This is a genomic window from Paenarthrobacter sp. A20 (genome assembly GCF_024168825.1).
GTDB lineage: Bacteria > Actinomycetota > Actinomycetes > Actinomycetales > Micrococcaceae > Arthrobacter.
Genome location: NZ_JALJWH010000001.1, coordinates 149000 through 175440, shown reverse-complemented (window position 1 = coordinate 175440; position 26441 = coordinate 149000). Strand labels below are relative to the sequence as shown.

21 protein-coding genes are annotated in these 26441 nt (G+C 64.2%); 11 read left to right on the top strand and 10 right to left on the bottom strand.

Annotation, left to right across the window (positions count from 1 at the left end; all coding sequences use genetic code 11):
• The first annotated feature begins 160 nt into the window (after positions 1 to 160).
• The 4 genes from J3D46_RS00835 (at position 161) to J3D46_RS00820 (ending at position 6077) form a co-directional block, all read left to right on the top strand.
• On the top strand, positions 161 to 2146 hold the full coding sequence (locus J3D46_RS00835; protein WP_253464620.1) for a heparinase II/III family protein: 1986 nt from the start codon (positions 161 to 163) through the stop codon (positions 2144 to 2146).
• Positions 2139 to 3287: a LacI family DNA-binding transcriptional regulator gene (locus J3D46_RS00830; protein WP_253464617.1), complete on the top strand. Its 1149-nt coding sequence runs from the start codon at positions 2139 to 2141 to the stop codon at positions 3285 to 3287. Before J3D46_RS00835 ends, J3D46_RS00830 begins: the two co-directional genes overlap by 8 nt.
• Positions 3287 to 5194: a DUF2264 domain-containing protein gene (locus J3D46_RS00825; RefSeq protein WP_253464614.1), complete on the top strand. Its 1908-nt coding sequence runs from the start codon at positions 3287 to 3289 to the stop codon at positions 5192 to 5194. Before J3D46_RS00830 ends, J3D46_RS00825 begins: the two co-directional genes overlap by 1 nt.
• A gap of 82 nt (positions 5195 to 5276) precedes the next feature.
• Positions 5277 to 6077: a GNAT family N-acetyltransferase gene (locus J3D46_RS00820; protein ID WP_253464611.1), complete on the top strand. Its 801-nt coding sequence runs from the start codon at positions 5277 to 5279 to the stop codon at positions 6075 to 6077.
• Positions 6078 to 6201: 124 nt separating this feature from the next.
• On the opposite strand, the gene J3D46_RS00815 is transcribed toward J3D46_RS00820, so the two are convergent.
• On the bottom strand, positions 6202 to 9720 hold the full coding sequence (locus J3D46_RS00815; protein WP_253464608.1) for a discoidin domain-containing protein: 3519 nt from the start codon (positions 9718 to 9720) through the stop codon (positions 6202 to 6204).
• A 290-nt stretch (positions 9721 to 10010) separates the two neighbouring features.
• Here J3D46_RS00815 and J3D46_RS00810 point away from each other — a divergent pair, with 290 nt between their 5' ends.
• Both J3D46_RS00810 and J3D46_RS00805 read left to right on the top strand, forming a co-directional pair.
• The gene (locus J3D46_RS00810; RefSeq protein ID WP_253464606.1) at positions 10011 to 10676 is read left to right on the top strand and encodes a GntR family transcriptional regulator; all 666 of its coding nucleotides are present in this window, start codon (positions 10011 to 10013) and stop codon (positions 10674 to 10676) included.
• Positions 10673 to 11845, top strand: coding sequence for an MFS transporter (locus J3D46_RS00805; protein WP_231338361.1), 1173 nt, complete (start codon positions 10673 to 10675; stop codon positions 11843 to 11845). The genes J3D46_RS00810 and J3D46_RS00805 overlap by 4 nt, the downstream gene beginning before the upstream one ends.
• A gap of 31 nt (positions 11846 to 11876) precedes the next feature.
• On the opposite strand, the gene J3D46_RS00800 is transcribed toward J3D46_RS00805, so the two are convergent.
• Positions 11877 to 12575: a YafY family protein gene (locus tag J3D46_RS00800; protein ID WP_253464603.1), complete on the bottom strand. Its 699-nt coding sequence runs from the start codon at positions 12573 to 12575 to the stop codon at positions 11877 to 11879.
• A gap of 73 nt (positions 12576 to 12648) precedes the next feature.
• On the opposite strand from J3D46_RS00800, the gene J3D46_RS00795 reads away from it, so the two are divergent.
• Positions 12649 to 13389, top strand: coding sequence for an alpha/beta fold hydrolase (locus J3D46_RS00795; RefSeq protein ID WP_253464600.1), 741 nt, complete (start codon positions 12649 to 12651; stop codon positions 13387 to 13389).
• 24 nt (positions 13390 to 13413) lie between these two features.
• Here J3D46_RS00795 and J3D46_RS00790 read toward each other — a convergent pair whose 3' ends face one another.
• Positions 13414 to 16863, bottom strand: a complete 3450-nt coding sequence (locus tag J3D46_RS00790; RefSeq protein ID WP_253464597.1) for a DEAD/DEAH box helicase — start codon at positions 16861 to 16863, stop codon at positions 13414 to 13416.
• Positions 16864 to 17028: 165 nt separating this feature from the next.
• Here J3D46_RS00790 and J3D46_RS00785 point away from each other — a divergent pair, with 165 nt between their 5' ends.
• Positions 17029 to 17877 carry a hypothetical protein gene (locus J3D46_RS00785; RefSeq protein ID WP_253464594.1) on the top strand — a complete coding sequence of 283 codons (849 nt, stop codon included), beginning with the start codon at positions 17029 to 17031 and terminating at the stop codon, positions 17875 to 17877.
• 84 nt (positions 17878 to 17961) lie between these two features.
• Here the strand turns inward: J3D46_RS00785 and J3D46_RS00780 are convergent, their stop codons facing one another.
• Positions 17962 to 18171, bottom strand: coding sequence for a hypothetical protein (locus J3D46_RS00780; RefSeq protein ID WP_253464591.1), 210 nt, complete (start codon positions 18169 to 18171; stop codon positions 17962 to 17964).
• A 105-nt stretch (positions 18172 to 18276) separates the two neighbouring features.
• A complete protein-coding gene (locus J3D46_RS00775) occupies positions 18277 to 18780 on the bottom strand; it encodes a hypothetical protein (protein WP_253464588.1) in 504 nt (167 codons plus the stop codon).
• Between the two features lie 151 nt (positions 18781 to 18931).
• On the opposite strand from J3D46_RS00775, the gene J3D46_RS00770 reads away from it, so the two are divergent.
• On the top strand, positions 18932 to 19429 hold the full coding sequence (locus J3D46_RS00770) for a sigma-70 family RNA polymerase sigma factor (RefSeq protein ID WP_231338354.1): 498 nt from the start codon (positions 18932 to 18934) through the stop codon (positions 19427 to 19429).
• Positions 19426 to 20100, top strand: a complete 675-nt coding sequence (locus J3D46_RS00765) for a zf-HC2 domain-containing protein (RefSeq protein WP_231338353.1) — start codon at positions 19426 to 19428, stop codon at positions 20098 to 20100. The genes J3D46_RS00770 and J3D46_RS00765 overlap by 4 nt, the downstream gene beginning before the upstream one ends.
• A 5-nt stretch (positions 20101 to 20105) precedes the next feature.
• Here the strand turns inward: J3D46_RS00765 and J3D46_RS00760 are convergent, their stop codons facing one another.
• From J3D46_RS00760 to trmB, 3 genes are read right to left on the bottom strand one after another with little or no spacing between them, the layout of a single operon-like run.
• Positions 20106 to 20615 carry a type II toxin-antitoxin system RatA family toxin gene (locus tag J3D46_RS00760; RefSeq protein WP_231338352.1) on the bottom strand — a complete coding sequence of 170 codons (510 nt, stop codon included), beginning with the start codon at positions 20613 to 20615 and terminating at the stop codon, positions 20106 to 20108.
• Complete coding sequence (locus tag J3D46_RS00755; protein ID WP_231338351.1) at positions 20615 to 21007, bottom strand: hypothetical protein; 393 nt, start codon at positions 21005 to 21007, stop codon at positions 20615 to 20617. Before J3D46_RS00755 ends, J3D46_RS00760 begins: the two co-directional genes overlap by 1 nt.
• 21 nt (positions 21008 to 21028) lie before the next feature.
• On the bottom strand, positions 21029 to 21934 hold the full coding sequence (gene trmB, locus J3D46_RS00750; protein ID WP_231338350.1) for a tRNA (guanosine(46)-N7)-methyltransferase TrmB: 906 nt from the start codon (positions 21932 to 21934) through the stop codon (positions 21029 to 21031).
• 549 nt (positions 21935 to 22483) lie between these two features.
• Between trmB and J3D46_RS00745 the strand changes: the two genes are divergently transcribed.
• Positions 22484 to 23761, top strand: coding sequence for an MFS transporter (locus tag J3D46_RS00745; protein ID WP_231338348.1), 1278 nt, complete (start codon positions 22484 to 22486; stop codon positions 23759 to 23761).
• 76 nt (positions 23762 to 23837) lie between these two features.
• On the opposite strand, the gene J3D46_RS00740 is transcribed toward J3D46_RS00745, so the two are convergent.
• On the bottom strand, positions 23838 to 25130 hold the full coding sequence (locus tag J3D46_RS00740) for an MFS transporter (protein WP_231338347.1): 1293 nt from the start codon (positions 25128 to 25130) through the stop codon (positions 23838 to 23840).
• 26 nt (positions 25131 to 25156) lie between these two features.
• Entirely contained in the window at positions 25157 to 26374 is a 1218-nt protein-coding gene (locus J3D46_RS00735) for a M20 family metallopeptidase (RefSeq protein ID WP_231338346.1), read from the bottom strand.
• Positions 26375 to 26441: the final 67 nt, after the last annotated feature.

Genomic DNA, 26441 nt, shown 5'->3' with positions numbered 1-26441 from the left:
AGGGGATCCTCCCTTCGGATTTCGTTGGTCTGTTCGACCGTGATTTATGTGTTGCATCACATCTAATAATCAGTACATACTCATAAACAAGACAGTTCATTCAACTCAATCGAGCTTGATCTGAAACGTTCAAACTCGAACAACTGAGAGAAGAATCCCTATGGCAACCGGCAACGCTGCCGTTGTAGCGCCACCTCGTCGCCCGCTACGGAGCGCTTGGGGCCTGTTGGCCAACGAGCCCTCCCTGGTCGAGTCGCTCCGCGGCTCCCGGGACCGGCTCACCGTTCGTCCAGCGTCCGACGCCGGATGGCGGCTCGCTGCTTCACGTTCCCTCTCGGAGCTGCGCACCCAAGCGGACGTGGAGCGGGGGACACCCTGGCCCCAACCGCTCGTGTCCCACTACGCCCGGTACTTCCGCGACGGCAACCGCACGGCGTACGAGGGGCTCGTGGCGAGCCGGCAGCAGCGCCTGACGCGCGCCGTCGTCATGGCAGCCCTGGGCGAGCCGGGTTGGCTCGACGAGGTGATTGACGGCGCCTACCTTCTCTGTGAGCAGAGCTCGTGGAGCTGGGCGGCGCACGACGACGTGTTCACCCGCAACGGCGAAGTAGTCCCGGACCGCACGCGTTCCTATCTGGACCTCGGCGCCGGGGAAGTCGTGGCCCAACTCGCGTGGCTGGACCTGGTGCTGGGAGATGCCCTTGATGACAGGGCGCCTGGCCTCCGCAAGCGCATCCGGCTTGAGACGAACGAACGCGTCATTCGGCCCTTCCTGGACCGGCTCGACTGGCACTGGCTGGGGTTGCACGGCGACGTCCACAACTGGAACCCATGGATCCACTCGAACATCATCGCCGCGGCCTTGCTGCTGGTTGATGACCCTGATGGGCAGGCCCAGGTTATTGCCCGCTGCATCGAGGGACTGGACCGCTTCCTCGCCTCCATTCCCGCAGACGGTGCCATCGACGAAGGGTTCGCTTACTGGTGGAACGGGGCCGGCCGGGCGCTGGAAGGCCTTGCGCTGTTGGAGGAAGCAAGCGGCGGTGCCCTGAATCCGGACCTGCCGGTGATCCGCGCGCTGGTTGCCTTCCCGAGCCGGATGCACCTTGGTGGCCGCTGGTTCCTCAACGTCGCTGATGGCCCCGCCCGGGCGCATGAAGGACTCCCGTGGGGCATGCTGCATCGCTGGGCCGTCCGGCTGGGCGACTCCGAGGCCGCCGCGCACGCCGCCGCCTTTGCCGCCGTCGAACCCGAACCCAACGCCGCGGCGGGCCTGGGCCGCGTCCTCACCCAACTCGCCTCCCGCACCCAACTAGGTGACAGGAAACGTCGCACTGAGGGTCCATTGGGACGTTTACTGCGACCTAGTTGGGGGACGTACCTGCCCTCGGTGCAGATCATGGTCGCCCGCCAGAACCCCGGTTCCACGGACGGGCTCACCCTCGCGGCCAAGGGCGGGCACAACGGCGAGCACCACAACCACCGGGACGTCGGCTCCGTCGTGGTCGCCGTGGACGGAGTGCCCCTGCTCGTCGATGCCGGCCAACCCACGTACACGGCGCAAACGTTCGGACCTGATCGCTACCAGATCCGCGCGATGCAGAGCGCTTGGCACAGCGTCCCCGCACCCTTCGGGCTGGAACAGGGGACAGGATCTTCCTTCGCCGCAGTCCTCCTTCAGGAGCCCACCACAGAGGAGCCCACTCTCGCTTTGGGTCTCGGCGCCGCCTACGGACTGGGTGACGCCGAGCAATGGATCCGCACCTCAGTGATGAACCGCGAACCCGGGTCCGTAGTGATTGATGATCGTTGGAACCTGCCAGCGCCCCCGCCTGTAGGAACCCACCAGTCTGCAGGAACCCACGACGTCGACATCACCTACCTGGTTGCCGGCACCGTCCGCGTGGGTACAGACGCGACGGCGACCATCACCTCTGTCGGAATTCCGACAGTCAGCAGCCACGTGGGGCTGCACCTGCGCTGGAAGCCGGCAACCGCCGTCGTGCTCGTAGACGAATGGCACCTGGACGATCCGCTCCTCAGCGACATCTGGGGCCAAAAGCTCACCCGACTCCGGTTCCGCATGCCCGAAGAAACCCGCGCTTCAGGCGCATTCACCCTCACAGTGGAGGCCACAAATGACTAACGAATCAAGCCCGGAAGCCGGGAAATCGTTGTTTTCGCTGCAGCGGCGGGAACGGCTCATGGAGGAGTTGCGGGCACACGGAGCCATCACCGTCCGCGATATCGCGGCGAAACTGGGCGTCAGCGAGCTGACCATCCGACGCGACGTGAACACCCTCGCCGACGAAGGATTGGTCTCCCGTGTCCACGGCGGCGCGACGCTCCCCAGCCCGTTGGATCGCTCGGTGGCTGTGGGGAGGCCGGCGGCACACAGTTACTCCATCGGCATGGTGGTGCCCTCGCTGGATTACTACTGGCCGCAAGTGATTTCCGGTGCCCGCGGCGAGGCCGAAGTGCAGAACCTCCGCATCCTGGTCCGGGGCTCCGCGTACGACGCCGCCGACAACCGCCGCCAGGTACAGGCGCTGCTGGATACCCAGAACATCGACGGGCTGATCGTGGCCCCGGACATGGGTGGAACGCACGGCAAGGAGTTGCTGAGGTGGCTCAATGCCCTGCCCATTCCGGTGATCATGGCCGAACGCCGGGCGCCGTTGGAGATCCCGTCGCACCGGCTCGAGTGGGTCGCGACCGATCACTCGTTCGGCGCAGGGATGGCCGTGCGGCATCTCTGGCAGGAGGGGCACCGGATGATTGGCTGCCTCACCGATTCCAGCAGTCCCACCAGCCCGCATGTGGTCCGTGGCTGGAAGCAGGCCCTCGCTGCGTTGAAGATCCCGCTGGAAAAGTCCATCCATGAGGACTCGGCCAAGCTGGACAACGGGGACCGTTCGAAACACTTTGATCATGTCCTGGAGCTGTGCCGCTCCACAGGGACCACCGCCATGCTGGTGCATTCGGACACCCAGGCCGTGGCGTTCGTGCAGCACTGCGTGGACCGCGGCGTGGACGTTCCCGGCAGCATGGCGATCGTGGGATACGACGACGAAGTTGCCTACCTTGCCGAGCCCGCCATCTCCGCGGTTCGGCCTCCCAAAAGCTACGTCGGCAAGGTGGCGGTGCAGCTCATGGCGGCACGCTTGGCCGAAGGAAGGATGCGCCCCGTGCATCGCATTGACTTGAACCCGGAGCTCATTGTCCGGGAATCATCCGTGGGCGCACCGCGAGGGTTCGCTGGAGTGGTCCTGGAGGATTCGCTCTGATGCTCCTGCCACCCCTGGATCACGATCTCTCCCCTTTCACCGGCCTGACCCGCGAGCACTGGTGCGCCTACGCGGACTACCTCCTGCGTTCGGCTCACCGCTTTGGCACCGGGGACCACGCCAACATCCACCTGCCCGGCGCCAACAGCCGGTACGGCCCGCGGAGCGATTCGCTGGAGGCCTTCGCCCGGACCTTCCTGCTGGCTTCCTTCCGGATTGCGGGCGACCCGGCCAGCACCGGGTGGATCGCCGAGTGGTATGCCGCCGGTCTCGATGCCGGGACCAACCCCGCGAATCCCGACCGCTGGCCGACGCCAGGCGAGCTGGGGCAGGCGAAGGTCGAGGCGGCGTCGTTGGCTGTTGGTTTGGCGCTGACCCGCGACGTTCTCTGGGACAAGCTGCCCGAACGCGTCCAGGAGCAACTTATCGCGTGGTTCGAGACCGTCATTGGCGAGGAATATCCGCCCATCAACTGGGTGTGGTTCCAGATTGTGGTGGAGACATTCCTGGCTTCAGTTGGTGGCCGGTATTCGGATGAGGACATCGACGCCGGACTCGCCGTCCACGACTCGCTCTACCGGGGCGGTGGCTGGTTCGCGGACGGGCCGGAGCGGGCGTACGACCACTACGTCGGCTGGGCCTTCCAGGTGTATCCGCAGCTCTGGGCCTTGATGGCGCCTTCGGATCCCCGGGTTGCTGCCCGCAAGGCGCTCGACGGCGATCGGCTGGCGGATTTCCTGGACGACGCCGCCTACCTTGTTGGCGCGAACGGTGCCCCGCTCATTCAAGGCCGGAGTTTGATCTACCGGTTCGCGGCCGCAGCGCCGTTCTGGGTAGGGGAGTTGTCCGGGCACACCCGCTTGGCCCCAGGCATGGCGCGCCGGGCAGCATCCGGGATGCTCGACTACTTTGTACGGCACGGCTCCATCACGGAGGACGGGTTGCTGTCCATCGGCTGGCACGGCGAGTTCGCCGGCATGAAGCAGGCCTACTCCGGGGCGGGCTCACCGTACTGGGCCGCGAAGGGGATGCTCGGCCTGGCGCTGCCCGCGGATCACCCGGCGTGGACTTCCGTTGAGGCTCCGCTGCCCGTTGAAGTGGCCGAGACCCAGCGGCTCATCGAGGCGCCGGGTTGGCAGGTTGACGGGACTCGAGCCGACGGCGTGGTCCGGATCAGGAACCATGCCACGGACCACGCCGTTGTTGGTGCCTTGGTGGCTGACTCACCGCTGTACGCGCGGATGGGGTACTCGACGCACACGTTCCCGGACCTCACGGCAGAGTCAATGGACAATGCGGTGGCCTTCGTTGACGCTTCTGGTCGGCTGACGCATCGGACGGGTTTTGAGTACCTCGGGTCCTACTCCGAGGGCGGGGTTCAGGTGGGAGCTTCCCGGTTCACCGCTCACTGGATTGAACCCGACCCCGACGCCGGCCCTGATCACGGCAGCGGCGTGGCCGGCGTTGCGACTCCCGGACCGTCGGTCACCGTGGTGTCGGTGACGCGGGGGGCCGTTGAGCTTAGGTTGGTGCGTGTTTCCGGGGCTTCCGGTTCTTCCTCGGGTAGCGCGCTTCGGATCGGCGGTTGGCCGGTGGATGCTGCGTCTTCGGTGATGAGCTCTGTGCTGCCGGTCCCAGGTTTCGGCCTGGCGTTGGATTCGTCCGGGACGTTCGTCCGCTCCGGCGCGCACCCCATGGGTTCAGAGCTCACCATTCCGTGGGTGGGGACCTCGGGCACCGCGCACGACGGCGACTACGCCGCCGTCGTCGTCCTCGCCGATGACGGAGGTGCTTCGACGGATGCGGGTGTCACGTTCATTGCCGACGAAGGAGGCGGCCGGTTCGTTTTCTCGGACGGCACCTCCGTGGAGCGCTCCCGGCTGTGGCGTGCCCAATTCGACGCCTAGCTACGGGTTAGACGGCTCCTACCGTCTTGTGTGCAGCGAGCCATCGAATCGGGCGAGCCCACCCCTGCAGTAGGCTCGCGGGATGAGCCAAACCGACGATCGAGAACGCTTCCTCGCGGCCTATGACCAGGACCTCCGCACCGACGCAGAGACCCCAAGTGCCCTCAAAGTGACCCAGCACGGACCCGTGCGCTTGGTGACTTTTATGAAGGGGCGGGGTTTCGTCACGTACAAGGATCTGGGCGACGCGGATGCACAAACCGTCAGACGGCTCGTTGCCGAGGCAACCGCCTACTTCCGCGCGGAACCTGGCATCACCAGGGTGGAATGGAAATCCCGCGGGCATGATCACGCGCCGGGTCTGCACGAGGCCCTCATCGCAAACGGCTTTACCCAGGACGACCCCGAATCAATCATGATCGGGGAAGCGAAGGCTTTGAGCACAGCTGTGCCACTTCCCGAGGGCGTGACGTTACGGCAGATCACGGACGAGCCGGACGTGCGGGCGATGAGCGCCATGCAGGACGAGGTCTTCGGTGAGCCGGTCTCAGATGAGATGGCCGATGCCCTGCTTCGCAGACTCTCCCTCGATGACGGGATGCAGTTGTGGGTGGCGGAGGTGGACGGACAAATCGTCAGCGCAGGACGCTTGGAGCCAGTGCCCGGCACGGCCTTCGCCGGTATCTGGGGTGGTGCCACCAGAGAAGTATGGCGCGGCCGGGGGATCTACAGGGCGTTGACGGCCCGCCGCGCGCAAGCCGCACTCGAGATGGGAAAGACCCTCATCCACAGCGACTCCACCGAATTCTCCCGGCCAATCCTGGAACGCTCCGGGCTGCTCAAGGTCTCCACCACGACGCCGTACCGCTGGGTGCGCGGCTGAGTAGCTCAGACGGCTTTGGCGGCCAACCGCTTGTTCATTTGAGCGTACTCATCCCACGTCGGTGAAAACACAGCGAGGCCCCTCAGGATCGAAATCCCGAGGGGCCTCACTATCTCAGAATTCCCTACTTCCCAGCCGCGAAGAAGCTCACGCACTGCCCCTGATTCGTGAACACGGGCGACGGGCTCGTCTTCCAGCCGCCGTTCTTGCACGCGTCCTTGCCGGTAGAAACAGTCACGCGATATTCCTTCGTGGTGCCGTCCGGCGCCGTCACGGTGACTACCGCCGTCGGGTTCCCAGCGGTGGGCTGCTGGACCGTCACCTTCGCGTTCGTGTCCAGCGGGTAGCCGACGACGGCGGGGGTCGCCGTCGCGGTCAGCACCCGGTAGTCGGTGGTCGCCGGGGAGAATCCGACGACGGACGCTTGGTTGACGAGGAGCCTGCCGAGGTCGGCGAGTCCGCCGTCAGCCAAACGTGAACCCGCGATGGCTACCTCGGCGACCTTGGTGTATGAAGCCGTGGTCACGAACGAGACGCGGATGCCGCGGGTGGTCACGGGGTCGAATCGAACTGTCGTGGGCGCAGAAGTCGAGAGTCCAGTGATGGTCCCGGCCGAAGTGTCCTTCCACGCTCCGGAGGCGTCCTGGTACTGCACCTTGAGGCTCGCAGCAGCTTTCTCCGCGGACGTGACGGTCACGGATGAAACGGTGTAGTCACGGCTGAAAGCGTAGCTGAGACTGTCACCCGCACGGCCGCCACTCACCCAGTTGGACCAACGGGTGGAGGCGTTGGCATCGCAAGTGTTCTTCGCGATGTACGAGCCCTCGGTGTAGCTGGCCGTCGCGACGGTGGCGGGATCGTCCTTGCAGATGTTGCCGCTCGGGACCCTATCCACCACCACGACAGTGAGGGTCGCGGACAGTGAGCCGGCCTTGCCAGGAATGGTCACCGAGCCGACCGTTTGCAGTGCAGATTCAGACAGCGAAGCCCAGTCCCACGTAACAGGAATCGGGTTGCGGGCGGGCCCGTCGCCGATTTGGCCGGGGACTGTCACCGGGGCAGCCGCCTGCACCGAAGCGAGCGTGGAACCAACACCCACGGTCACGGATGCGGGATCTGTGGCGACGTACTGCCCAACCGTCACAGTGAGGAGCGCGTCGTCAAAAGCCTGGCCGTAGGGATCTACGCCGGAGCCGCGAAGCGTCACCTTCCCATCCTTCTGCCAGGCCGAGGGGTCAACTGCGGACCACGTAACGGTCAGCGGCTTGCCCGGACCCGCCTCATACAGCGGAGTCACTGTAGAAGGGAGGGTGGGCGCAACACCTGTGAGCGTACTCAGTTCAACGGGCGAAACACCCAGGAGCTTCAAGTCAGCGATGTCCGTGAAGGCCCACGCTTGATGCGGGCTTGCCGAGGCGGTTGCGGTGGTGCCGGTAGATGAAGCAAGTGCCACTGACGTTCCAGCAGCGGTCTGGTTGCCCGAAACCTGCAGGGCAATCGCGGCACCGGCGTTGACCAGGGACCACTGCTTGCCGTTCTCAGTCGTGACGATCCACTGTGCAGAAGGAGTCGCCTTAGCTTCATCCAACGTCAGGGAAGCAAGGGAAGCGGCACCGGACTGGCCGCCGTTCAGCACGCCTCCATTGCCTGTAAGGACCCGTCCGTCCGCACTGGAAACTACCCATCGACGATCGTTCGCGAACTCGTCTGCACTCACGGCGTTGAACGTCCACATCTGCGGCGCCACGCCTGCCGCGTCGGTGCCCAGTTCCTCGATCGAGGCAGTTCCGTTCGCACGCCCGGTCAGGTACTTGCTGCTCGCCTCACCGCTGAGGTGGTAGCTGTGGCCGTCCTGCACAGGTGCGGCATCCTCTGAAACTCCACTGACGCCGTCGACGACGAACGTCACCACAGACGCGGCGGGAACCTCGAGCGTGGCGGACTTGGCTACCGTGTCAACGGCGACAGGTGCGCCGGCTACCAGTGCATTCTTCTCGATATCGTCCAGCGGCGATTTCGTGGTGACCACGGGTGTGACTTTGGCGCCGGGTGCGATGCTGCCGAAGCGGCTGAGGTCGATGGTGACCTTTTCCGCCGTCGGGGTGTCATTGAAGTGGACCAGCGTTGCGCCGTTGCCGTCGGCGCGGAGGGCGCTGGCGGTCTTGGCGTTGTCGTTCTGGATGAGGAAGTCGCCGGGCCGGATGTAGTGGGTGAAGTTCCTGGTGGTGTTGTATTTCTGGTTGGTCAGGACCTTGCACTTGGCTTGTTCCTGGGACGCGCCGTCGTTGATGCGGCGGTTGGAGAATCCTTCGCGGCCTTCGTAGTTGCAGTCGAAGTCGATGTAGATGGAGCCCCAGCCCTTGTCTGCCTTCTCCTGCTTGTACGTGTCCTCCACGGGCTGCCAGAAGACCCACGCGTTGGGGTCGAGTTCACGGAGATCGTTGACCATCCGGCCGGCGATGCCCAGGCCGTTGGTGATGTTGGAACGGTCCCAGCCACTGGTGGAGTCGCCGAGCACCGGGTTGCCGGTCCAGAATCCGCCCACTTCGCTCATCCACAGCGGCTTATCCGTGGAGCTGGCGAGGTCGCGGACACGACGACGATCGTTGGTGCCGTAGGTGTGGACGTTGAGCTGCGCAACAGCGTCCTTGGCTTCCTGGCTGTAGCCGTTCCAGTTGGTCATGAACTTGGTGGGATCCGTCTCGTCCATCGCGGAGATGACGGCGTCCGTGCTGCCCTTTTCCAGTTCGGCGGCCAGCAGCTTGGTCACGCGGTCCTGGGCGGCCGGGTAGATCAGCGCACCCTCCTGCTTTTGGGTGTACGTGGTGGGCGGCTTGCCGGTGGCTGCGTTGATGTCCGTGCCCCAGTAGCCGGAGTTCGGCTCGTTGAACGGATCGATGGTGTCCACTGTGATGCCGCTGCCTTTTTCGAGGAGCTCGACGGCGTTCCTCATGTAGGCGGCGAACTTGGCTTCCGCTTCGGGGAGCAGGTTTTCGCCCTTGGCGGTGTTCACCTGGCCGGAGACGTAGCCGCTCTTGGTCATGAACCAGGGAGGGGAATTGCTGAACGCTTCCCAATGCGTGATCTGCTGGTCTGCGGCGAGGCGTTCCACCCACCAACGCTGGTTCTTATCGGCGTCGGGGTTGTAGGACGCGGGATCGTCCGGATCCCACTCGCTCAAGAACGCGAGCTTGTTGGCCTGCGTCTTGTCCACGGTTCCGTCCGGGTTGTAAAGGTTCGACGTCGGCTGGCCGGGTTGCGCCTCAGCCACCGGCTTCCACCATCCCTCCACAGCGCTGCCATCGTTGAGGTAGTTGGCTACGTCTGACGCATTGCCGCCGCCCACGTTGTAACGGGCGATGTTGAGGTTGAGTCCGTCCTCCCCGAAAACTTTCTGGTACAGCTCCTCACGTAGCTCGGGGGAGTAGCCCGCCGTCGCATTCGCGAACCAGACCAGGCTGGTTCCCCACCCTTCGAAGGCTTCGCCTCGGGTGGCGGGGTTCGGGGTGATGGTGACCGCTGTTGCATCGTCTGCTTGTGCCTGGGGTGTGGTTGCGGGCATGAGTGCCAGGCCGGCGGCTGCAGTCACAGCTGCTGCCAGGACTGCCACTGGCCTTCGGATTCTTCGTGCGGAAAACGCCATGGGTGGACCTCATCGTCGGGGTGTCATTGGGTGCTTGCCTGACTTCCGGGAAGGCCGGGCAAGCCGACACTATGAGGCGGCTAGGAGCGTCACAAGGCACTCGAACAGGCTCGAACGGGGTTGGTCGGAAGTGGTCACCTGCATTCAAGCAACGCGGGGTCACTTACGGCCCCTTTTTGGCGCTTGAAGCGGCCGTAAGTGACCCCGCGTTGCTTTTGTTGTGTGCTGCTCATCCGGGAGTGTATAGATGTATACAAGTACACCTTCTTTCCTCGGCAGGGCGGCACCACATGGCAGATCCACAACCACGAAACACGGGGGCGCACCTTGTCTATGGCGAGTTGAAGCGCCGGATCCTCAGCCTCGAGCTGAAACCGGGTGAGCGCATCTATGAGCCCGCCATGGCCACTGCCTTGCAAGTCAGCCGCACGCCGCTTCGCGAAGCCATCCGTCGCCTGATCTCCGAGAGCCTGCTGGAACAGCAATCCACCGGAGGAGTCCTGGTTCCCGCGCTGGATGAGAAGGTGATTTCCGAGCTGTACGACGTTCGCGCTGCGTTGGAATCCCTGATGGCACGGGAGGCCTGCGCCAATGCCACCGCAGCGGACCTTGAAGAACTCCGCGGGATTCTGGCCCGCAACGCTGCGATGGTGGAGTTTGCCGACGAAGCCATGAAGTACGGGGTTGCCCTGCATGCTGCGATCGCCAGGATCGCCGGGAACTCCTGGGCCCAGCGCTTCCATGAGCAGATCGCCAGCCAAGTTGAGCGCTACCGATACTTCACCAACAACGCTCCCGAACGCCGCGACGAAGCACTCTCCAATCACCGGCTTTTGGTCGAGGCGATCGCTTCAAAGGATGCGGAGAAGGCAGCCAAAGTCGCCTTCCACCATGTCATCGGCGCACGGGATGAGACCTTGCGGGTCATCTCCAGCTCCGGCCTCCTGGTCGAATGATCGGCGAACTCGGAAGGCGTTCCTCCACGGCCCTCCTGATCCACTCGACGCTCATCCAGGCCGTCACGTTCCTGGTCCGGCCGGCCACCACCTACCGCGCACTGGAACTTGATGTTCCCGGCTTCGCACTGGGCCTGCTCGCCGCCAGCTACGCTGTGTTTCCCCTGCTGCTCGCCCTGCCCATCGGCGGACTGGTGGACCGCCTTGGTGAGCGCCGGCTCATGGCGATCGGGGCCGCCGTCGTACTGGGTTGTTCTGCGTTTCTGTTGTTCTGGGGGACCTCGGTTCCGGCGCTCGTGGCCGGCACAGCGCTCCTTGGCGCAGGTCAGTTGGCCTGTGTGGTGGGGCAGCAAGCGGTGGTCGCGAACAACGCGGCGTCGTCTCGTCTGGATTCTGCTTTCGGGTACCTGACCTTTGCCGCATCCCTGGGCCAGGCTCTCGGTCCGTTGGCCATTTCCGTGGTGGGCGGTGCTTCCGTTCGGCCGAATACGCAGGCGATCTTCCTGCTCGCGGCGGCGATGAGCCTGGTGATGTTCCTGACCACGTTCGTGATCTCTTCAAAGGTCAGCCGAGGTAGGCGCACACCCAAGGGCGGCCCAAAGGGCAGCGCCGTATCGCTCCTCAGAACTCCGGGCGTTGTCCGTGCCCTGGCAACGAGCGCCACCGTTCTGGCTGTCGTGGACCTGACAGTTGTCTACCTGCCTGCACTTGGCGCCGAACGAGGCCTCACGGCTGCAACTGTGGGCCTCCTGCTCACTGTCAGGGCGGTGTTCTCCATGGTGTCCCGGCTGGGGCTCGGCAGCATGTCCCGCAAGCTGGGGCGCATGAAGTTGCTGATCCTGAGCCTGGCCATCTCCACAGCAGCCCTGGGGGTGGCCGCCATACCGATGCCCGAGTGGTTGCTCTTCGTCGTGATGGCGTTCCTCGGATTGGGGCTGGGAATCGGCCAGCCCCTGACGATGTCCTGGCTCTCAGCCCAAGCGCCGGAAGGCCAGCGCGGGCGGGCGCTTGCCTTGCGGCTTGCCGGGAACAGGGTGGGCCAAGTGGTGCTGCCCAGCGTCATCGGCGTGGTGGCGGTAGGGCTCGGCGCCGCAGGCGTGTTCCTGGCATCGGCCGTCGCAGTGGGCGGAACGATGCTCCTGCTACGGGGAGTACGGCTGGACGACTGACTGAACTGACCTGAGGGATTGATGGAGCGACTCACACGCCCCGACCGCGCACAGGTCTGGCGTTCGCGGGAGGTTCCCCGACCTCGTGGATGGTGTGGCCGCTGCAAGCCGTCTTGGTGACGCTGGCTCGCTCGATGCGGGCTACGGTGAACCACCGCATGGCGTCGCGAAGTCGACACCATCCAACCAAGTACCACTGGCCGTTCGTTGAGGCGAACAGCACGGGTTCGACGTCGCGGGTGGTGGTGCTCCCATCTCCCGAGGTGTAGCGCATGCGGATGACTCGTTGCTCGGACATCGCCTCCTCCAGAGCCGACCTGATGGTGCGCGAAGAAGCGGCAGCCGCATTCACCCAGACCCGGCCCGCCAGTTCGTCGGCTCTTGCCCGGGTCTTGGGATCGAGGACATCTACGATCTTCCGGATCCCGGCTGCTGCCAGATCGGCATAAGGGGCGTCGGGTGCAGCGGACACGGCTGCCATGAGCGCAACGGCCTGCGCTGGGGACAGGCTGACAGGCGGCAGGGAAGCGCCAGCGGCCAACCCGTACCCACCACCAGGTCCTGGGCGCGACCATACGGGCGCACCGCTGCTCTCCAACGCATCCAGGTCCCTCTTGACTGTGCGCACGGATACCTCGAACTCTCCGGCCAGCCGCTCGGCGGAGACCCCCCGCGCTCCGCTGCGACGCAGCAACTCGGAGAGAGCATGGAGGCGTTCTGCACGCTTCACCTGTCAGCCCGCATCAAATTCATGACATAAATAGTGACATACCTTTGTCCGTAGCGCCTGCGAGGGTAGTGACATGACAACTACTACAAGCAGTCCGGGCATCATCCTTATCGCCGGCCACTGGCTGGGCGCTTGGGCGTGGGATGAAGTCCTTGAACATTTGGAAACGGACCACTCCCGCGCAGTTGCGGTGACGCTCCCCGGTCTCGATGGGGACGATCCTGAGCGGGATACGAAGACCCTCGACGATCAAGCTGCGGCCGTCCTGGAAATTCTTGCGCACTACGGGGTTTCCGAAGATCGGCCCGCTACTATCGTGGCTCACAGTGGGGCGAACGGCCCTGTCAGCCTTGTCCTTGACCGACACCCTGAGCTTGTTCATCGGGTGGTGTGGGTCGACTCAGGTCCTCTGGCAACAGGGAGCGTGTTCGCCCCGGATCTCCCGGAAGGGGTGATGGAGCTCCCGCTGCCGTCCTTCGAAGTCCTCGCACAGCAGGCAAGTCTCGAAGGCCTGAGCATGGAAGTCCTCGAGCGTTTTCGTGCCCGGGCCGTCCCGGAGCCTGGCCCCGTGCTGCGTCAGCCCGTCGAACTCATGAACGATGCCCGTCGCCAGATCCGGACCACCCTGGTGTGCTGCTCGATCCCTGGCGCGCAGGTGCTGGAACTAGCCAGAACGGGCCATCCCATGTTTGCTGAAGTCGCGAACATCGAAAATCTCGACGTCATTGACCTCCCCACGGGGCACTGGCCCATGTGGAGCCGCCCCCGCGACCTCGCCAAGATCATTCAGTCAGCTTCCACACGGGTCGACTGAACCAGCGCGCGCTGTTCGGGGAGGTCACTCCGCGAACAGCGCCGCCAGGTCATCCGCCGTCAACGAGCCACCGGCAAGCGCGTCGCCCTCCATCACATCTGCAAACAGCTGCGACTTCTTGGCCTTCAACGCCATGACCTTCTCCTCGATGGTGTCCTTGGCAACCAGCCGGTAGACCATGACGTTCCGGGCCTGCCCGATGCGGTGCGTGCGGTCCACAGCCTGTGCCTCCGACGCCGGGTTCCACCAAGGATCCAGCAGGAACACGTAGTCGGCCTCGGTCAGGTTGAGCCCGAAGCCACCGGCCTTCAGCGAGATCAGGAACACCGGAGCGGCACCGTTCTTGAACTCGCTCACCACATCACCACGGTTCCGGGTGCTGCCATCGAGGTAGCAGTACTCCACGCCCTCTTCGTCCAGGCGCTCGCGGACCTTCCCAAGGAACCCCGTGAATTGGCTGAAGATCAGCGTCCGGTGGCCCTCGGAAATGACGTCCTCCAGTTGCTCGAACAACACATCGAGCTTCGAGGACCGCACGCCGGACAACGAAGAATCCACTAGTGACGCGTCCAGACTCAGCTGCCGCAGCAACGTCAACGACTGGAAAATCGTGAAGCGGTTCTTGTTCACGTCATCGATCAGCCCCAGGATCTTCTGCCGCTCGCGTTGCAGGTGCGTCTGGTAGACCTTCTGGTGCCGCGGGTTCAGCACCACCTCAAGGATCTGTTCCTGCTTGGGCGGCAGGTCCTTGATGACCTGCTCTTTGGTGCGGCGCATCATGAGTGGACGGACACGACGGCGGAGCTTGCCCAGCTGCGCCGAGTCACCGTTTTTCTCGACCGGCTTTTGGTAGTTCTCGGCGAACCGCTTGGGGCTCGGGAACAGTCCCGGCGCCACGATGGACGTCAGCGCCCAGAACTCCATGAGGTTGTTCTCCAGCGGCGTGCCCGTGATGGCCAGCTTGAAACGGGCTGGCAGTTTGCGCGCGCACTGGTAGGCCTTGGACTGGTGGTTCTTGACGAACTGCGCCTCGTCCAGCATCAGTCCTGCCCAGTGGAACGACGCGTAGGCATCGTAATCAATGCGGAACAGGGCATAAGACGTAATAACGACGTCGGCGCCCGCCAGAGCTTCGACAGGGGACTGGCCACTCTTGGCGAAAGTTTCACCGACGGTCCGCACCACGAGCCCGGGAGCGAACCGCTGCGCTTCCAACGCCCAGTTGCTCACGACACTCGTCGGGGCAACCACCAGGAAGGGAGCGCGCGGAGTTACCTCAACAGAGTCACCCTGGGCGGCAGCGGCAGTCTCCGCTGCCAGGTCCTTCGCCGCGCAAATCAGCGCAATGGCCTGCACAGTCTTACCCAGGCCCATGTCGTCAGCAAGCACACCGCCGAGGCTGTGCTTGTACAGGAAGCTCAGCCAGTTGAAACCCTCCAACTGGTACGGACGCAGCTCAGCGTTAAGGCCGGCCGGCAGCGGCAGGCCGGTCACGCCGTCGTCGAGCAATCCGCCCACAGCCTCACGCCACGCGGCCGCTTGTTCGTCCACGATCCCCAGCTGGGCGAGCTCGTCCCAGAGCCCGGCCTGGAAGCGGCTGATCTGCAGGGTGCCGTCCTTGTTGTCCGGGTTGTCCTGCAGGGAGCGGGCTTCGTCGATCAGTGCGCGCAGCTGGTGCAGCTCGGGCAGGTCCAGCGAGAAGTACGCGCCGCTGGGCAGCAGCATGCGGCTCATCCCGGCTGCAAGGGCTGAGAACACTGCGGCGAAGGAGACGGGTTCGCCTTCGAGGGTGATCACGATGCCGAGGTCGAACCAGTCGCCGCTGGCCGTTTCCTTGGTGGAAATGGACACCACGGGTGCCTCGGCGGCCTCACGGTAATCAGCGATGTCACCGGAGGTTTCGACCACGACGTCGGGCAGTTCCCTGAGTGCGGGCAGCACCTCTTCGGTGAACGCCAGGGTGTCCAGACCACCAAGTTCCACCGATGCAGCGAGGCGCGGTGTACCCCAACCGCCCGTGGCAGACTCGGCCAGCGCTGAAACAACGTCCCACGGCCGGCCCAGCGATTCCAGGATGCGGGCTTCCTCAGGATCGTCGCGGTAGCCGCGGTCATCGGGGTGCCGCCATAGGGGCTGTGCCGTGACCAGCGTGCCGGACTTGTAGTGCCACTCCCAGTGCAGCCGGACCTTGTGGTCGTTGCCGTAATTGGCCAGCAGGGACAGCGTGGGGACCGCCAAGGTGGGCAGCTCAACGGATTCATCAGCGGCCTGGACCGGTGTGGACTGCCGCAGTTTGGGGTAGAACGAGGTCAGGAACCGGCTTTCGTCCTCGGCCGGAATCTGAAGTGTCTGGCCGTCCATGACGAACTCGAGCAGTTCGTCAGTGATGCCGCCCTCGATCGGGGCCAGCGTGATGAGGTTCTTCTGCTGCGGTACTCCCGGCAACGTTTCCCCGGAATGCGTGAAGAAGATTCCGTTGGCCGGCTTGCCAAGGAAGCCCACGGTCGCGGCATCAACCGGCTCCCCGGCTACGGTGACTGACGGCGCGAGCTGCAGGCCGCCGTCGGGGGTTGTGCTTTCCGTCCCGTTCGCGTCCAGGCGCGCCAGACTCAGTCCGACGACGGCGGCCTGCGACTCAACGCGGACGGGTTCGCTACCAGCCGAGTGAATGAGCGGAATGCCCGCCTTGGTGGCATCGGAAAGGAGGGTCCAAAGATTCTTGGCCGCGAAGTCGTTCAGGCTCAGCCACATGGCCCCGGACGGTTGTTGCCGGCCGTTGCTGGAACCGTGTGCGGCGAGGAAAGTCTGAAGCCATTCGACGTGGACTTCATTGAATTCGCGCCGGAAGCTGACGTAGCTGAGGTTGTTCCAGGAGACGTCGCCCCGGATCCATTTGCCCTTGGCACCCATCATGACGGGACGGGCTTTGAGCTGGCGGACGCTGCGCATGGGGTCACGGCGGCCTGTGTAGGAGAAGTGGGCGGCGGGCTCTTCCACTTCGAACTGCAGCGCAAGCTGGATACCTGCAGCGCTGGGGGCCGTGCCGGGTTTCGCGATCAGCCTGTTGAGGGCTTGTTCCCAAGCGGGACGTGCCGAGCCTCCCTGCTGGCCCGAACCCACCCGCGACGTCTGGATCCCGGGAGCCTGTGACAGGAGCTGGGCACGAATGGTGGGGTGGTCTTCGGCCGTGAAGAGCAGTGCGGCGACGTGCTTGCAATCCTTGCGGACCGGGCAACTGCAGATACCCACGGTGCAGCTCCAGCCGCTGGGCTTACGGACCAGTTTCGCCGACGTCGAATACGGCTGTGGGCCGGTGCCGCGGACTTTGCCCATCAGGAGGCCCGTGGCGGCGTCGAAAGAAATCCCGTTCACGCGGCTGCCCATGGCATAGGCCAGTCCGGCCGCGAGCGAGCGGTCCGTTATGGCAGGAGTCTGAATGGCCAGTTCCCAGTTTTCGTCTGTGTGGGACGGCATGCGTAGGGCTACTTTCGGCAGGAGGTTATCTGTTCAATCTTAGTCAGCAGAAAACGGCTCCCAAACTTCGCCCTCCGTTAACCTCATCCTCGATTGCCGCGCCGCTCCCACGCGTACGTTGAAAGTGTCCGGAGCACCATCAGCTTTCAGCAGTGAGGATTCCCCATGACTACCAACGAGTACCCCGTCGTCCTGAACAAGACCAGCTTCGAAGCCGGCAATGCGGATGTTGTGGATTCCAACGTCAACGTCGTGAACCAGATGTATCAGGAGCTCCTCAACAGCGACGAAATCGCACCCGCTGCGCTCAACAGTTTCTTTGTGGATTTCTACCTGACGCAGGCGCTGTCCGGCGGATTTGCCCAATACGTCTTCACCGCGCCGGAGCGTGAAGAAGTGGACGCCTATGTCCGCGCCGGTCTCGAAGGGATGGGGGCCACCCGGCACCTTGACCTTTTCAACCGCACCGCGGCCACGTTCGATGCGCTGACAGAGGACGAAGCAGAGGCATACCTCGACGGCGAACTGGACGAGTCCGAAACTCCGCCTTCTTCGGTGGTTGTGCTGGACGAGCTCGACGGCGAGTTCGAAGCCCTGCTCGAGGAAGAGGACATCATCGACCTCAACGCTGCGTACCTCCGCGACCAGTCGGGCCTGCTGGTCCTGACAGACGAAGAAATCGAATTGCACATCGCCGAGCGCGTCGCGTTGATTCCGGACCTCGCCGAGCGCCAGGTCGAGGCCGAGGAAGAAGCCCTCGCCAACGCCCCCGAGTTTGAGGTCATCATCCGCGAACTGTGCGACGTGGCCGGATATGCCTTGGAAAAGATCACCATGGGCGATCCCAACTACGAGCACGACGGCGTGAAGACCCTGGCCTGGCACTTCGCCACGGACCACGGCGACTACATCATGGTGGAGGACGACGACGAGGCCTTCATGATCCACCCGGAAACGAAGGAAATCATCGCAGCCGTGGAGTTCGAAGAGTCCGAGGAATTCGCGGACGCTTAAACCTTTCGCCGCGGCTGATCGCCGGAACGCTGCGGAATCGCCGTAGCGTTCCGGCGGTCTCGACGCGTTTCCGGCGATTTCAGGCTACGTGGATCGGCGCTGACCGCGCCGGAGTTTGACCAACTGCCAGACGATCATGGCCTGCCACAAGGTAAGCAGGCCGATCCAAATCCAGTTGGGACCATGGTCGGCTGCATTGAGCATCATGGCCAGGAACCCGAGGAGCCAGGCGACCTCCTGCGTGATGAGGGCCGCCAGGGTCGGGCGTCGGACGTTTGCTTTCTGTTCTGCCATTTCTCTCCCCACTGAGTGGCTTTGCAGTCTAGCTGAGATGGTTCGTCGTTCGCGCGACTTCGCCTGAAGACGGCGACCGTTGGGGCAGACCGCAACGGCAAAGGGCTATTTGATCATCTCCCCAGCCGGGCTCACCAAGTACCAGACGCCGCCCACGCCCTGGCCCGTGACGTCGCCGGGCGCCTTGTCCTTGGCGTAGTAGTACAGGGGCATGCCGTTGAGCGTCACGTGCTCCTTGCCGTCCGGCGAAGAGATGGTTCCCACTGTGCCGGTGACGCCATCAACAGTGGGGGCGTCCGACGTCGTGGTGAAAATAGGCCAAGCCGCCAGGCAGGCTTCCGTGCACGCGCTGGTTCCCGAGTCCTTGACGTCCTTGGTGAAGAAGTAGAGGCTCATGCCTTTGCTGTCCACCACAATCTGACCTGCGCTGGAGGATGCAACCGTCATTTCGGCTCCGGCGGCCGCGGTGGCCGGTGCGCTGGAGGGAGGTGCCGCGGAGGAGGTAGCTGCGGGAGGAGTGGACGTGGTGGTTCCCGGGCTTCCGCCGCACCCCGCCAATGCGGCAGTCAGGACCAATGCTGCGAATCCAAAGCTAAGTGGTTTCTTCATGTCCAGCTCCTTTGACGAGCCGGCCGGGATGGGCCGGCGCTAACCCCTACGACGCCGAGGGGGGAAGAATGGTTCATGGACCTGAACCTTTTCCGGATGCGCGTCGTCGTATAGGCGAAGGGACAGCGGAAAGAGTGCGAGGGAGGTGTCTATGCCGTTGGACGAGGACGTCGTGGCAGCGATCTATCGTGACCACGGCACTGCACTGAAACGCTTCGTTCTCAGCTGCACATCCGATGCCCACCAGGCCGACGACGTCGTGCAGGAAACCATCCTCAAGGTGTGGCAGCACGCCCCGCAAATCACGGGAAGCTTGCGAAGCTACCTCTTCCGGACGGCGCGGAACGTCATCATCGACAACTATCGGAAAGCGCAGCGTCGCCCTGTCGAAGCCGGTGAGCAGGACCTTCCGGATCATGCGGCGAGGGAACGCGTCGACGAACTCCTGAACCGGGTGCTCATGGAAGAGGCGTTGCTCCGGCTCAGTCACGAGCACCGTGAGGTCCTGGTGGCCCTTCACTACCAACGATTCACCGTCAGCGAGGCAGCGCTGCAGCTGAACATCCCGGCGGGAACCGTGAAATCCCGGGCTTTCTATGCTGTGAAAGCCCTCCGAACAATCCTTGATGAAATGGGGGTGGAACGATGAACGGCAACTCCGTCCACCAATTACTGGGCGCCTACCTGCTGGGTGGGCTCGAGCCCGAGGAAGCCCGCACGTTTGAGGACCACCTCGCCACCTGCGCAGAGTGCCGACGCGAACTCGAGGAACTCGAAAGCCTGCCTGCATTGCTCGACGCCGTTCCTGCCGCTGACGCGGTTGCCCTCACTGTCGCTGGGGGTCCGAACGGGCTCTCGCCTCTGGAGCCGAAACCCGAGGTGCTTCCCGAGAACGTCCTGGTGGACTTGTCCGTCCGCAGGCGGAAATCACGACGCCGGTGGGCGGCTTTGGTGGGTGCAGTGGCCGCTGCCTGCCTGGCTGTTGGTTTCCTCGCCGGGCCGCTGTTGAACCAGCCACCGAAACCGGATGCGAGCTACTCGGTGCAGTCGGACAGTGGATTGCAACTGACCGTGGGCATGGTGAAGAAGAATTGGGGCACCGAGCTCGAGGTCGAGGGCCGGTCCATGCCGCTGGAAGGGACACTTTACCTTTGGGTGAAGGGCAGGGATGGCGCCGAGGAACGCACTTGTGGCTGGACGGCCACCGCGAGTGGCCGGATCAAGATCACCGGCGCCACTCCGGTGCAATTGGCTGGGATTGCCGGCGTTGAGCTTCGCGACGAGGCAGAGAAGACGGTGGCCTCGATTTCGGTGCCGTAGAGGGCTTAGTGCTCTGTGACTCCGTTGCCGGGCACGCCTTCGCCTTGCGAGCGGAGTTCTGCCACCAGCGCCGGGTTCTCGCAGGCCCGGGCGAACGCTTCAATACGCCGCTCGATCTCCCGGCCCAGCAGCCAGCTCCCAATCCTCTCAGCCACGGGCTTCAGGAAAGCCGGGCGGCAGGAAAAGGTGTACTTCCAGACTGCCCGTGTGCCGCCGTCGTCTGGTGTGAACCGCCAGCCACCGCCGAAGTTCTCGAAGAACCACGGCCCGGAGACCATAGTCATGCCGACGTTCCTGGGCGGTGTGTAGGAGACGTACTCGCTGACCATCTTCAAGCCCATGCGTGAAACAGTCCGGGTCCGCACGCCTTTGCCAGCTGACGTGGCTCCGTCCAGGAAACCCTGCGCGGAGATGAATGGGTCCCATGTGAGCCGGAATTCGCCTGTGGTCTGGGAGAGGGCAAAGGCGGTTTCAGGGTCAAGCCGAATGAAACGCTCCGCGCGGACTTGCGGCATCAGAACCCCTGGCCCGAGCCAAGCACCAGGAACACCATGAACACGATGCCAAAGATGTTGACCGCCATAATCGCCAGTCCGATGATGCCCGTGATGCGCCCCGCGTTCATGCGCCCGGCGCGAAATACGGCGATCAGCCCACAGACCACAGCAAGGACGGCGAGCACCACCGCGACGCCCGCCAGCACCAGCGCACCGACCCACCACGCGTCGTTGCCCTGGTTGTAGCGGCTCATAGCCGAAGCGATGGCCGCGATGCCCAGGGGAATGCTGACGACAGCCGCGATGGGTGAAAGGACAGCGGCAATGATGCTCGTGATGCCGGCACCCAAGCCGCGATTACCCGTTCGTTGGGGCTGCTGGTAGTAGTCGATCGGTGGCTGGTAGCTCATGGTTCCCCCAAAAGTCCGTGGCTAGATCTTGCGGTAGGTAAGGTCGAAGATCATGCGTCCGGCCTCGTGGGCTTTGTTTTCGAAACTCGTCCGAATGCGGCCTTCGAATCGTGGAGCCCAGCCGCCTTCCTGGTCCACACCTTCGTTCGGGCCAGTGTGTTCGGTGCTGACGGGCGCACGGCCTTCCCTGACCGGGGCACCGCCGACTACGGATTCGACGCCGGATTGCCACACTTGCGTCAGCGGGCTTTCCTCGCCGCTGCGCTCGCCTTCATGCATGTTCTCGAACTCAGTGGAATCCGCCAGCACTTCGCGGACGTGCACTGCGTAATTGGACCAGTCCGTGGCAATTCGCCAGTAGCCACCCTTTTCCAGGGCCTTGGCTGCGACGGAAGCGAAAGCCGGCTGGATGAGCCGGCGCTTGTGGTGACGGGCCTTGTGCCAAGGATCCGGGAAGAACACCCAGAGTTCGCTGACCGAACCTTCGGGGAGCATCGACTCCAGAACCTCGGGAGCGTTGGCTTCCACCACACGCACATTGGTCAGCCCGCGGCTGTTGATCTTGATGATGGTGTTGGCCAAACCGGGCGTGTAGACCTCGACCGCGAGGAAGTCCTTGTCCGGGTTCTGCTCGGCAGCGTGAACCACGGCGTCACCTAAACCCGAACCGATCTCCACAATGAGGGGTGCCTTGCGCCCGAAGACGGCCTCGGCGTCGAAGGTGTAGTCCGGGTGTACGGAGGTGTTGGCGACGTGCCGGGGAACTTGGATGGCCCAGCGCTCGGCGTGCTCTTCCCACGCTGCCTGCCTGCGGCCCTGCAAACGGGTGCCTCGGCGCACGAAGCTCACCGGGCGGCCACCGTAGGTGCCGAAGGAGGCCTGGCTGCCGGGCGTGACTGGTCGCGGGGAATCTGGGGTTTCACTCATCGCTTCCAGAATACTTTGGTTCCGGCTGGCGGCTCTGCAGAGCCCGCCGCTGAGTGCCCGGTACGCCGCAATGCACGCTGGGCTCCATCTCGCTGATGGCGTCCAGTGATGACACCAACGCCTTCGCGCTTTCGCTCCGTTTCCGGTCTATACCCGGCTACCTCCAGTGGCCCGTGTTATCCAGCCCGCCGTACTGGGACTGACCAAGGGTCTTTCCACGGCGGAAATCCCGGAGTGCACGTTCCGACTCCGGATCCGAATCGACCGGCCGCCGCTGCTTCGTCCTCCTCCGCAGATAAACCGCGATCGACGCAACGATCAGCAATCCTGCCGCAATTGCCACCCCTAGCAACTCCATGGCGCCCCCTTTGTGAAACAACTATAGATTCCCCTCCCCGAATGGCCCAGGTATCTGGGCCATCGCGGCATGGTCTACTGCCCACGAGGATGCCCCCGTATTGCTGTCCACCACGGGCTGGGAACGCAGTGCATGCTCGCAGAGATGACCCCATCAGGCATCCCAGACCCGTGGCTGACAGAATAGGACGTGTGACCTCCTCCAAGACCCCCGGCTACCCGGAGAAATCCGTGCTCCCTGACATTGCGGTGGACGCCGAGATCGACGACGAGCCAGCCGCGGACCCCACGCAACTACGGGGCAAGCGCGGGCTCGTGTACCTCGGCATCTGTCTGGTCCTGATCGGCCTGAATCTCCGCACGGTCTTCTCGAGCTTCTCCGCCGTCCTTCCGGAAATAACGTCCGACGCCGGCCTGCCGGGCTGGTCGCTGGTGGTCCTCACCACGGTGCCGGTCACCTTGCTGGGCGTCTTCGCGCCGCTTGCCCCCATCCTCGCCCGGAGGTTCGGTGCTGAACGCGTGCTTTTGGGGGCCATGGCAGTCCTCACGATGGGCTTGCTGCTGCGGCCCGTGGAGTTCCCGGGCATGGGTCACTTGCCCGCACTTCTGGCCGGAACAGCTGCCTGCGGTGCCGCAATAGCGCTTTGCAACGTCCTCCTTCCGGGTGTCGTCAAAAGGGACTTCCCGCACCGGCTTGGCTTGATGGGCGGCCTGTACACCACTGCGATCTGCGCTTCGGCTGCCCTTGGCGCGGGGTTCACGTATCCGGTGTTTACGGCAACCGGCCACTGGACCTCGGCGCTGTGGTTCTGGGCGGTGCCGGCCGCCGTCGTACTTCTGCTTTTCCTGCCGTTGGCAATCCGCCAGCCGTCGGTCAGGCACCAGGCAGTCCACGGCGGCGTGAACGTGTGGCGGTCAGCCGTGGCCTGGCAGGTGACCCTGTTTATGGTGCTGCAGGCCATGATGTCGTTCAGCGTGTTCGCCTGGATGGCGCCCATCCTGCGCGACCGGGGGATCGACGGGAGCACGGCCGGGCTGATCGTCTCGGTGTCGATTGTGCTGCAGATGCTCGGCTCACTGTTTGCCCCGGCGCTGGCCACGCGTTTCAAGGACCAGCGCATCATCAACATGGTGGTGGCCCTCATGACCGGCGGTGGTTTCGCGCTCACGATCTTTGGCCCCACCGAGCTCATCTGGGTATGGACCGGGTTGAACGGGCTGGGACAAGGATCGCTGACTGCCGTGGCCTTGACCATGATCATGGTCCGCACCCGCGACGCCCACACTGCCGCGCACCTGTCCGGGATGATGCAGGGAGTTGGCTACGGGGTGGGTTCACTGGGCACGTTGATGGTAGGCCAACTGCACCAGGCAACGGGCGGATTCGCGGCAGCCGGGATCCTGTTCCTGGTGGTGGGATCCTTGGCCGCGTTCTTCGGATACCGGGCAGGCCGCGACCGCTTCGTTTAACGTTGTGAGGCCCACTCTGCATCCCAAAAACCCAGGGAAGAGCGCAGAGCGGGCCTCGCAACGAAAGCCGGAGTAGCTAGACGGTCAGGTCCTTGCCCTTCGTCTCCGGGATGGAGAAGGCGAACGCGATGCCCACCAGCAGCAGGATCACCGCATAGACGTTGAACAGGTAGCCCTGCCCGATGGTGCCGAGCCACGTCTGCAGGTACGGAGCCGTGCCACCGAAGACAGCGACGCAGATGGAGTACGGAACGCCGACGCCGATGGTGCGGATGTGCGTCGGGAACAGTTCTGCGTAGACCGCCGGGACGATTGCAGCGCTGCCGGCGATGAAGAACAGCATCACGGACATGGACACTGCGAGCTGCCACGGCGAGTCCTTGAGCAGCCACGTCATGGGGAAGTGCAGCAGGGCGGCGCCGGCGGCAGAGACGATGATCACGGGCTTGCGGCCGATGCGGTCCGACAGCTTGCCCCAGAAGGGAAGGGCAGCGATGAATACCACGTTGGCGATCACACCGGCCCACAGGGCTTCACCGCGGTCCATCTTCAAGGATGTTGCTGCGTAGCTCGGCGCCACCACGCCCCAGATGTAGTAGACAACGGTCAGGCCCACAGTGAGGCCGATGACCTGGAAAGCCTGCTTGCGGTACTTGATGATCTGCGGCAGGATCGGCAGGCGCTTCTCGTTCGGAGCCTCGGCCTCGAAAGCCTCGGTTTCCTTCATCTTGGCCCGCATGAACAACGCGTAGATGCCCAGTGCGCCGCCGATCAGGAACGGGATACGCCAGCCCCAGGCGTTCATTTCGTCCTTGCTCAGGACGTTGGTCAGGATCGCGCCCAGCAGGGTGCCGGCCAGGATGCCTGCCGTGCCGGAGGTGTAGATGAGGGTCGCCCAGAAGCCGCGGTGTTCCTTGGGTGCCATCTCGGACAAGTACGTTTGCGACGACGGCAACTCACCACCGTGGGCGAGGCCCTGGATGAGCCGGGCCACCAGCAGCATTACCGAGGCGAAGGCACCAACTGCAGCGAAGGTCGGTGCGATACCGATGAGGAGGCTGCCCACCGCGCCCAGTGCAACGGCGACGGTCATGGACGTCTTGCGCCCGATCCGGTCGCCGATCCAGCCGAACACGAACCCGCCGAACGGACGGGCAACGAACCCGACGGCGAAGATCGCCAAGGTGGACAGCACAGCTGACGTTGGGTCTGCCTGGCTGAACAGGGCACTCGCGATGAATGGCGAGAACGTGGCGTAGATTGCCCAGTCGTACCATTCAACGGCGTTGCCGATGCCGGTGCCGACCAGCGTGCGCATGTGCGACTTGTGGACCTTGACGTCGGGGGACGTTCCTACGGTGGTGGTCATGTGGTTCTCCAAAGTGGGGAGGGGAGTTAGTTGCCGGCGAGGGCGGCGATACGGGATACGGCGAGCTCTGCATACAGTGCGGCGCCGTCGGTGAGGACGCCGTCGTCGAACAGTGCGTAGGGCGAGTGGTTGAACGGCGACGTCGTGTGGTCGGCGCCGGGGGCAACGGCGCTGAGGCCCACAAACGTGCCGGGAACTTCGGCCAGGACGCGGGAGAAGTCCTCGGAACCGCTGAGCGGAGTGGCCATCCGAGTGTGCCTGGACTCGCCGAACATTCCGGCGATCACCTTCTCGGCGGTGGTGGTCTCGTCCTCGTCGTTGATGGTGAGGGGGTATTCCTCCTGGTAGTGCACGTCCGCCTCCAAACCGTGGGCTGCGGCAATGCCGTGCAGCAGCCGGGGTACTGCTTCCATCATCTTCCGGCGGGACTCTTCGGAGAAGGTCCTGATGGTGGCTTCGATGCGGGCGGTCTCAGGAATCACGTTGCGCTTTGTTCCTGCGTGCAGAACGCCGACGGTCAGGACGACGGGATCGAACATGTTGAACTGGCGCGTGACCATGACCTGCAGGGCGGTGACCATCTCGGCGGCTGCCGTGACGGGGTCCTTTGCCGAGTAGGGGGCAGAGCCGTGGCCTCCGGCGCCCAGCACTGTCACCACGAGTCCGTCCGAAGAACTGAGCATCACACCCGGCTTGGTGACGAACTGGCCGTGCGGTTCCAGCGAGGAGAACACGTGCATTCCGTAGGCGGTGTCCGCGCGGCGACCGGCAGCGTCAAGGACACCTTCCTTGATCATGTAGCTCGCGCCGTCGAAGCCCTCTTCGCCGGGCTGGAACATGAGGATCACATCGCCGGCCAACTGATCGCGGCGTTCAGCCAGGAGGGTGGCAGCGCCAGCGAGCATGGAGGTGTGGAGGTCATGCCCGCAAGCGTGCATGGCGCCATCCACACGGGAGGTGTAGTCCACGCCGGTGGTTTCCTGTACCGGAAGTCCGTCCATGTCGGCACGCAGCAGCACCACGGGCGTCTCAGCTGAAGCGTGAGCCGCGCCGCCCCGCAGAACCGCGGTGACCGACGTCGTTTCCTGGCCCAGGGTGATCTCGTACGGCAGTCCGTCCAGCGCCTTGAGTACCTTCTCCTGGGTCCGGGGGAGCTGCAGGCCGATTTCCGGTTCGCGGTGGAGGTCGTGGCGGAGGCGGACGATGTCGTCCCGTAGTTCCTTGGCGTCGGCAGCGATGGTCATCTGTGCTCCTGGTCTATCCGGTGAATATGTTCCTTAGGCCATTCTGGGGTGACCTGTTTCACACTGC

What these genes read in the sequence shown, in the direction of transcription:
- J3D46_RS00835 (WP_253464620.1), top strand. Translation starts at nt 161, where the DNA reads ATGGCAACCGGCAACGCTGCCGTTGTAGCGCCACCTCGTCGCCCGCTA.
- J3D46_RS00830 (WP_253464617.1), top strand. Translation starts at nt 2,139, where the DNA reads ATGACTAACGAATCAAGCCCGGAAGCCGGGAAATCGTTGTTTTCGCTG.
- J3D46_RS00825 (WP_253464614.1), top strand. Translation starts at nt 3,287, where the DNA reads ATGCTCCTGCCACCCCTGGATCACGATCTCTCCCCTTTCACCGGCCTG.
- J3D46_RS00820 (WP_253464611.1), top strand. Translation starts at nt 5,277, where the DNA reads ATGAGCCAAACCGACGATCGAGAACGCTTCCTCGCGGCCTATGACCAG.
- J3D46_RS00815 (WP_253464608.1), bottom strand. Translation starts at nt 9,720, where the DNA reads ATGGCGTTTTCCGCACGAAGAATCCGAAGGCCAGTGGCAGTCCTGGCA.
- J3D46_RS00810 (WP_253464606.1), top strand. Translation starts at nt 10,011, where the DNA reads ATGGCAGATCCACAACCACGAAACACGGGGGCGCACCTTGTCTATGGC.
- J3D46_RS00805 (WP_231338361.1), top strand. Translation starts at nt 10,673, where the DNA reads ATGATCGGCGAACTCGGAAGGCGTTCCTCCACGGCCCTCCTGATCCAC.
- J3D46_RS00795 (WP_253464600.1), top strand. Translation starts at nt 12,649, where the DNA reads ATGACAACTACTACAAGCAGTCCGGGCATCATCCTTATCGCCGGCCAC.
- J3D46_RS00790 (WP_253464597.1), bottom strand. Translation starts at nt 16,863, where the DNA reads ATGCCGTCCCACACAGACGAAAACTGGGAACTGGCCATTCAGACTCCT.
- J3D46_RS00785 (WP_253464594.1), top strand. Translation starts at nt 17,029, where the DNA reads ATGACTACCAACGAGTACCCCGTCGTCCTGAACAAGACCAGCTTCGAA.
- J3D46_RS00780 (WP_253464591.1), bottom strand. Translation starts at nt 18,171, where the DNA reads ATGGCAGAACAGAAAGCAAACGTCCGACGCCCGACCCTGGCGGCCCTC.
- J3D46_RS00775 (WP_253464588.1), bottom strand. Translation starts at nt 18,780, where the DNA reads ATGAAGAAACCACTTAGCTTTGGATTCGCAGCATTGGTCCTGACTGCC.
- J3D46_RS00770 (WP_231338354.1), top strand. Translation starts at nt 18,932, where the DNA reads ATGCCGTTGGACGAGGACGTCGTGGCAGCGATCTATCGTGACCACGGC.
- J3D46_RS00765 (WP_231338353.1), top strand. Translation starts at nt 19,426, where the DNA reads ATGAACGGCAACTCCGTCCACCAATTACTGGGCGCCTACCTGCTGGGT.
- J3D46_RS00760 (WP_231338352.1), bottom strand. Translation starts at nt 20,615, where the DNA reads ATGCCGCAAGTCCGCGCGGAGCGTTTCATTCGGCTTGACCCTGAAACC.
- J3D46_RS00755 (WP_231338351.1), bottom strand. Translation starts at nt 21,007, where the DNA reads ATGAGCTACCAGCCACCGATCGACTACTACCAGCAGCCCCAACGAACG.
- trmB (WP_231338350.1), bottom strand. Translation starts at nt 21,934, where the DNA reads ATGAGTGAAACCCCAGATTCCCCGCGACCAGTCACGCCCGGCAGCCAG.
- J3D46_RS00740 (WP_231338347.1), bottom strand. Translation starts at nt 25,130, where the DNA reads ATGACCACCACCGTAGGAACGTCCCCCGACGTCAAGGTCCACAAGTCG.
- J3D46_RS00735 (WP_231338346.1), bottom strand. Translation starts at nt 26,374, where the DNA reads ATGACCATCGCTGCCGACGCCAAGGAACTACGGGACGACATCGTCCGC.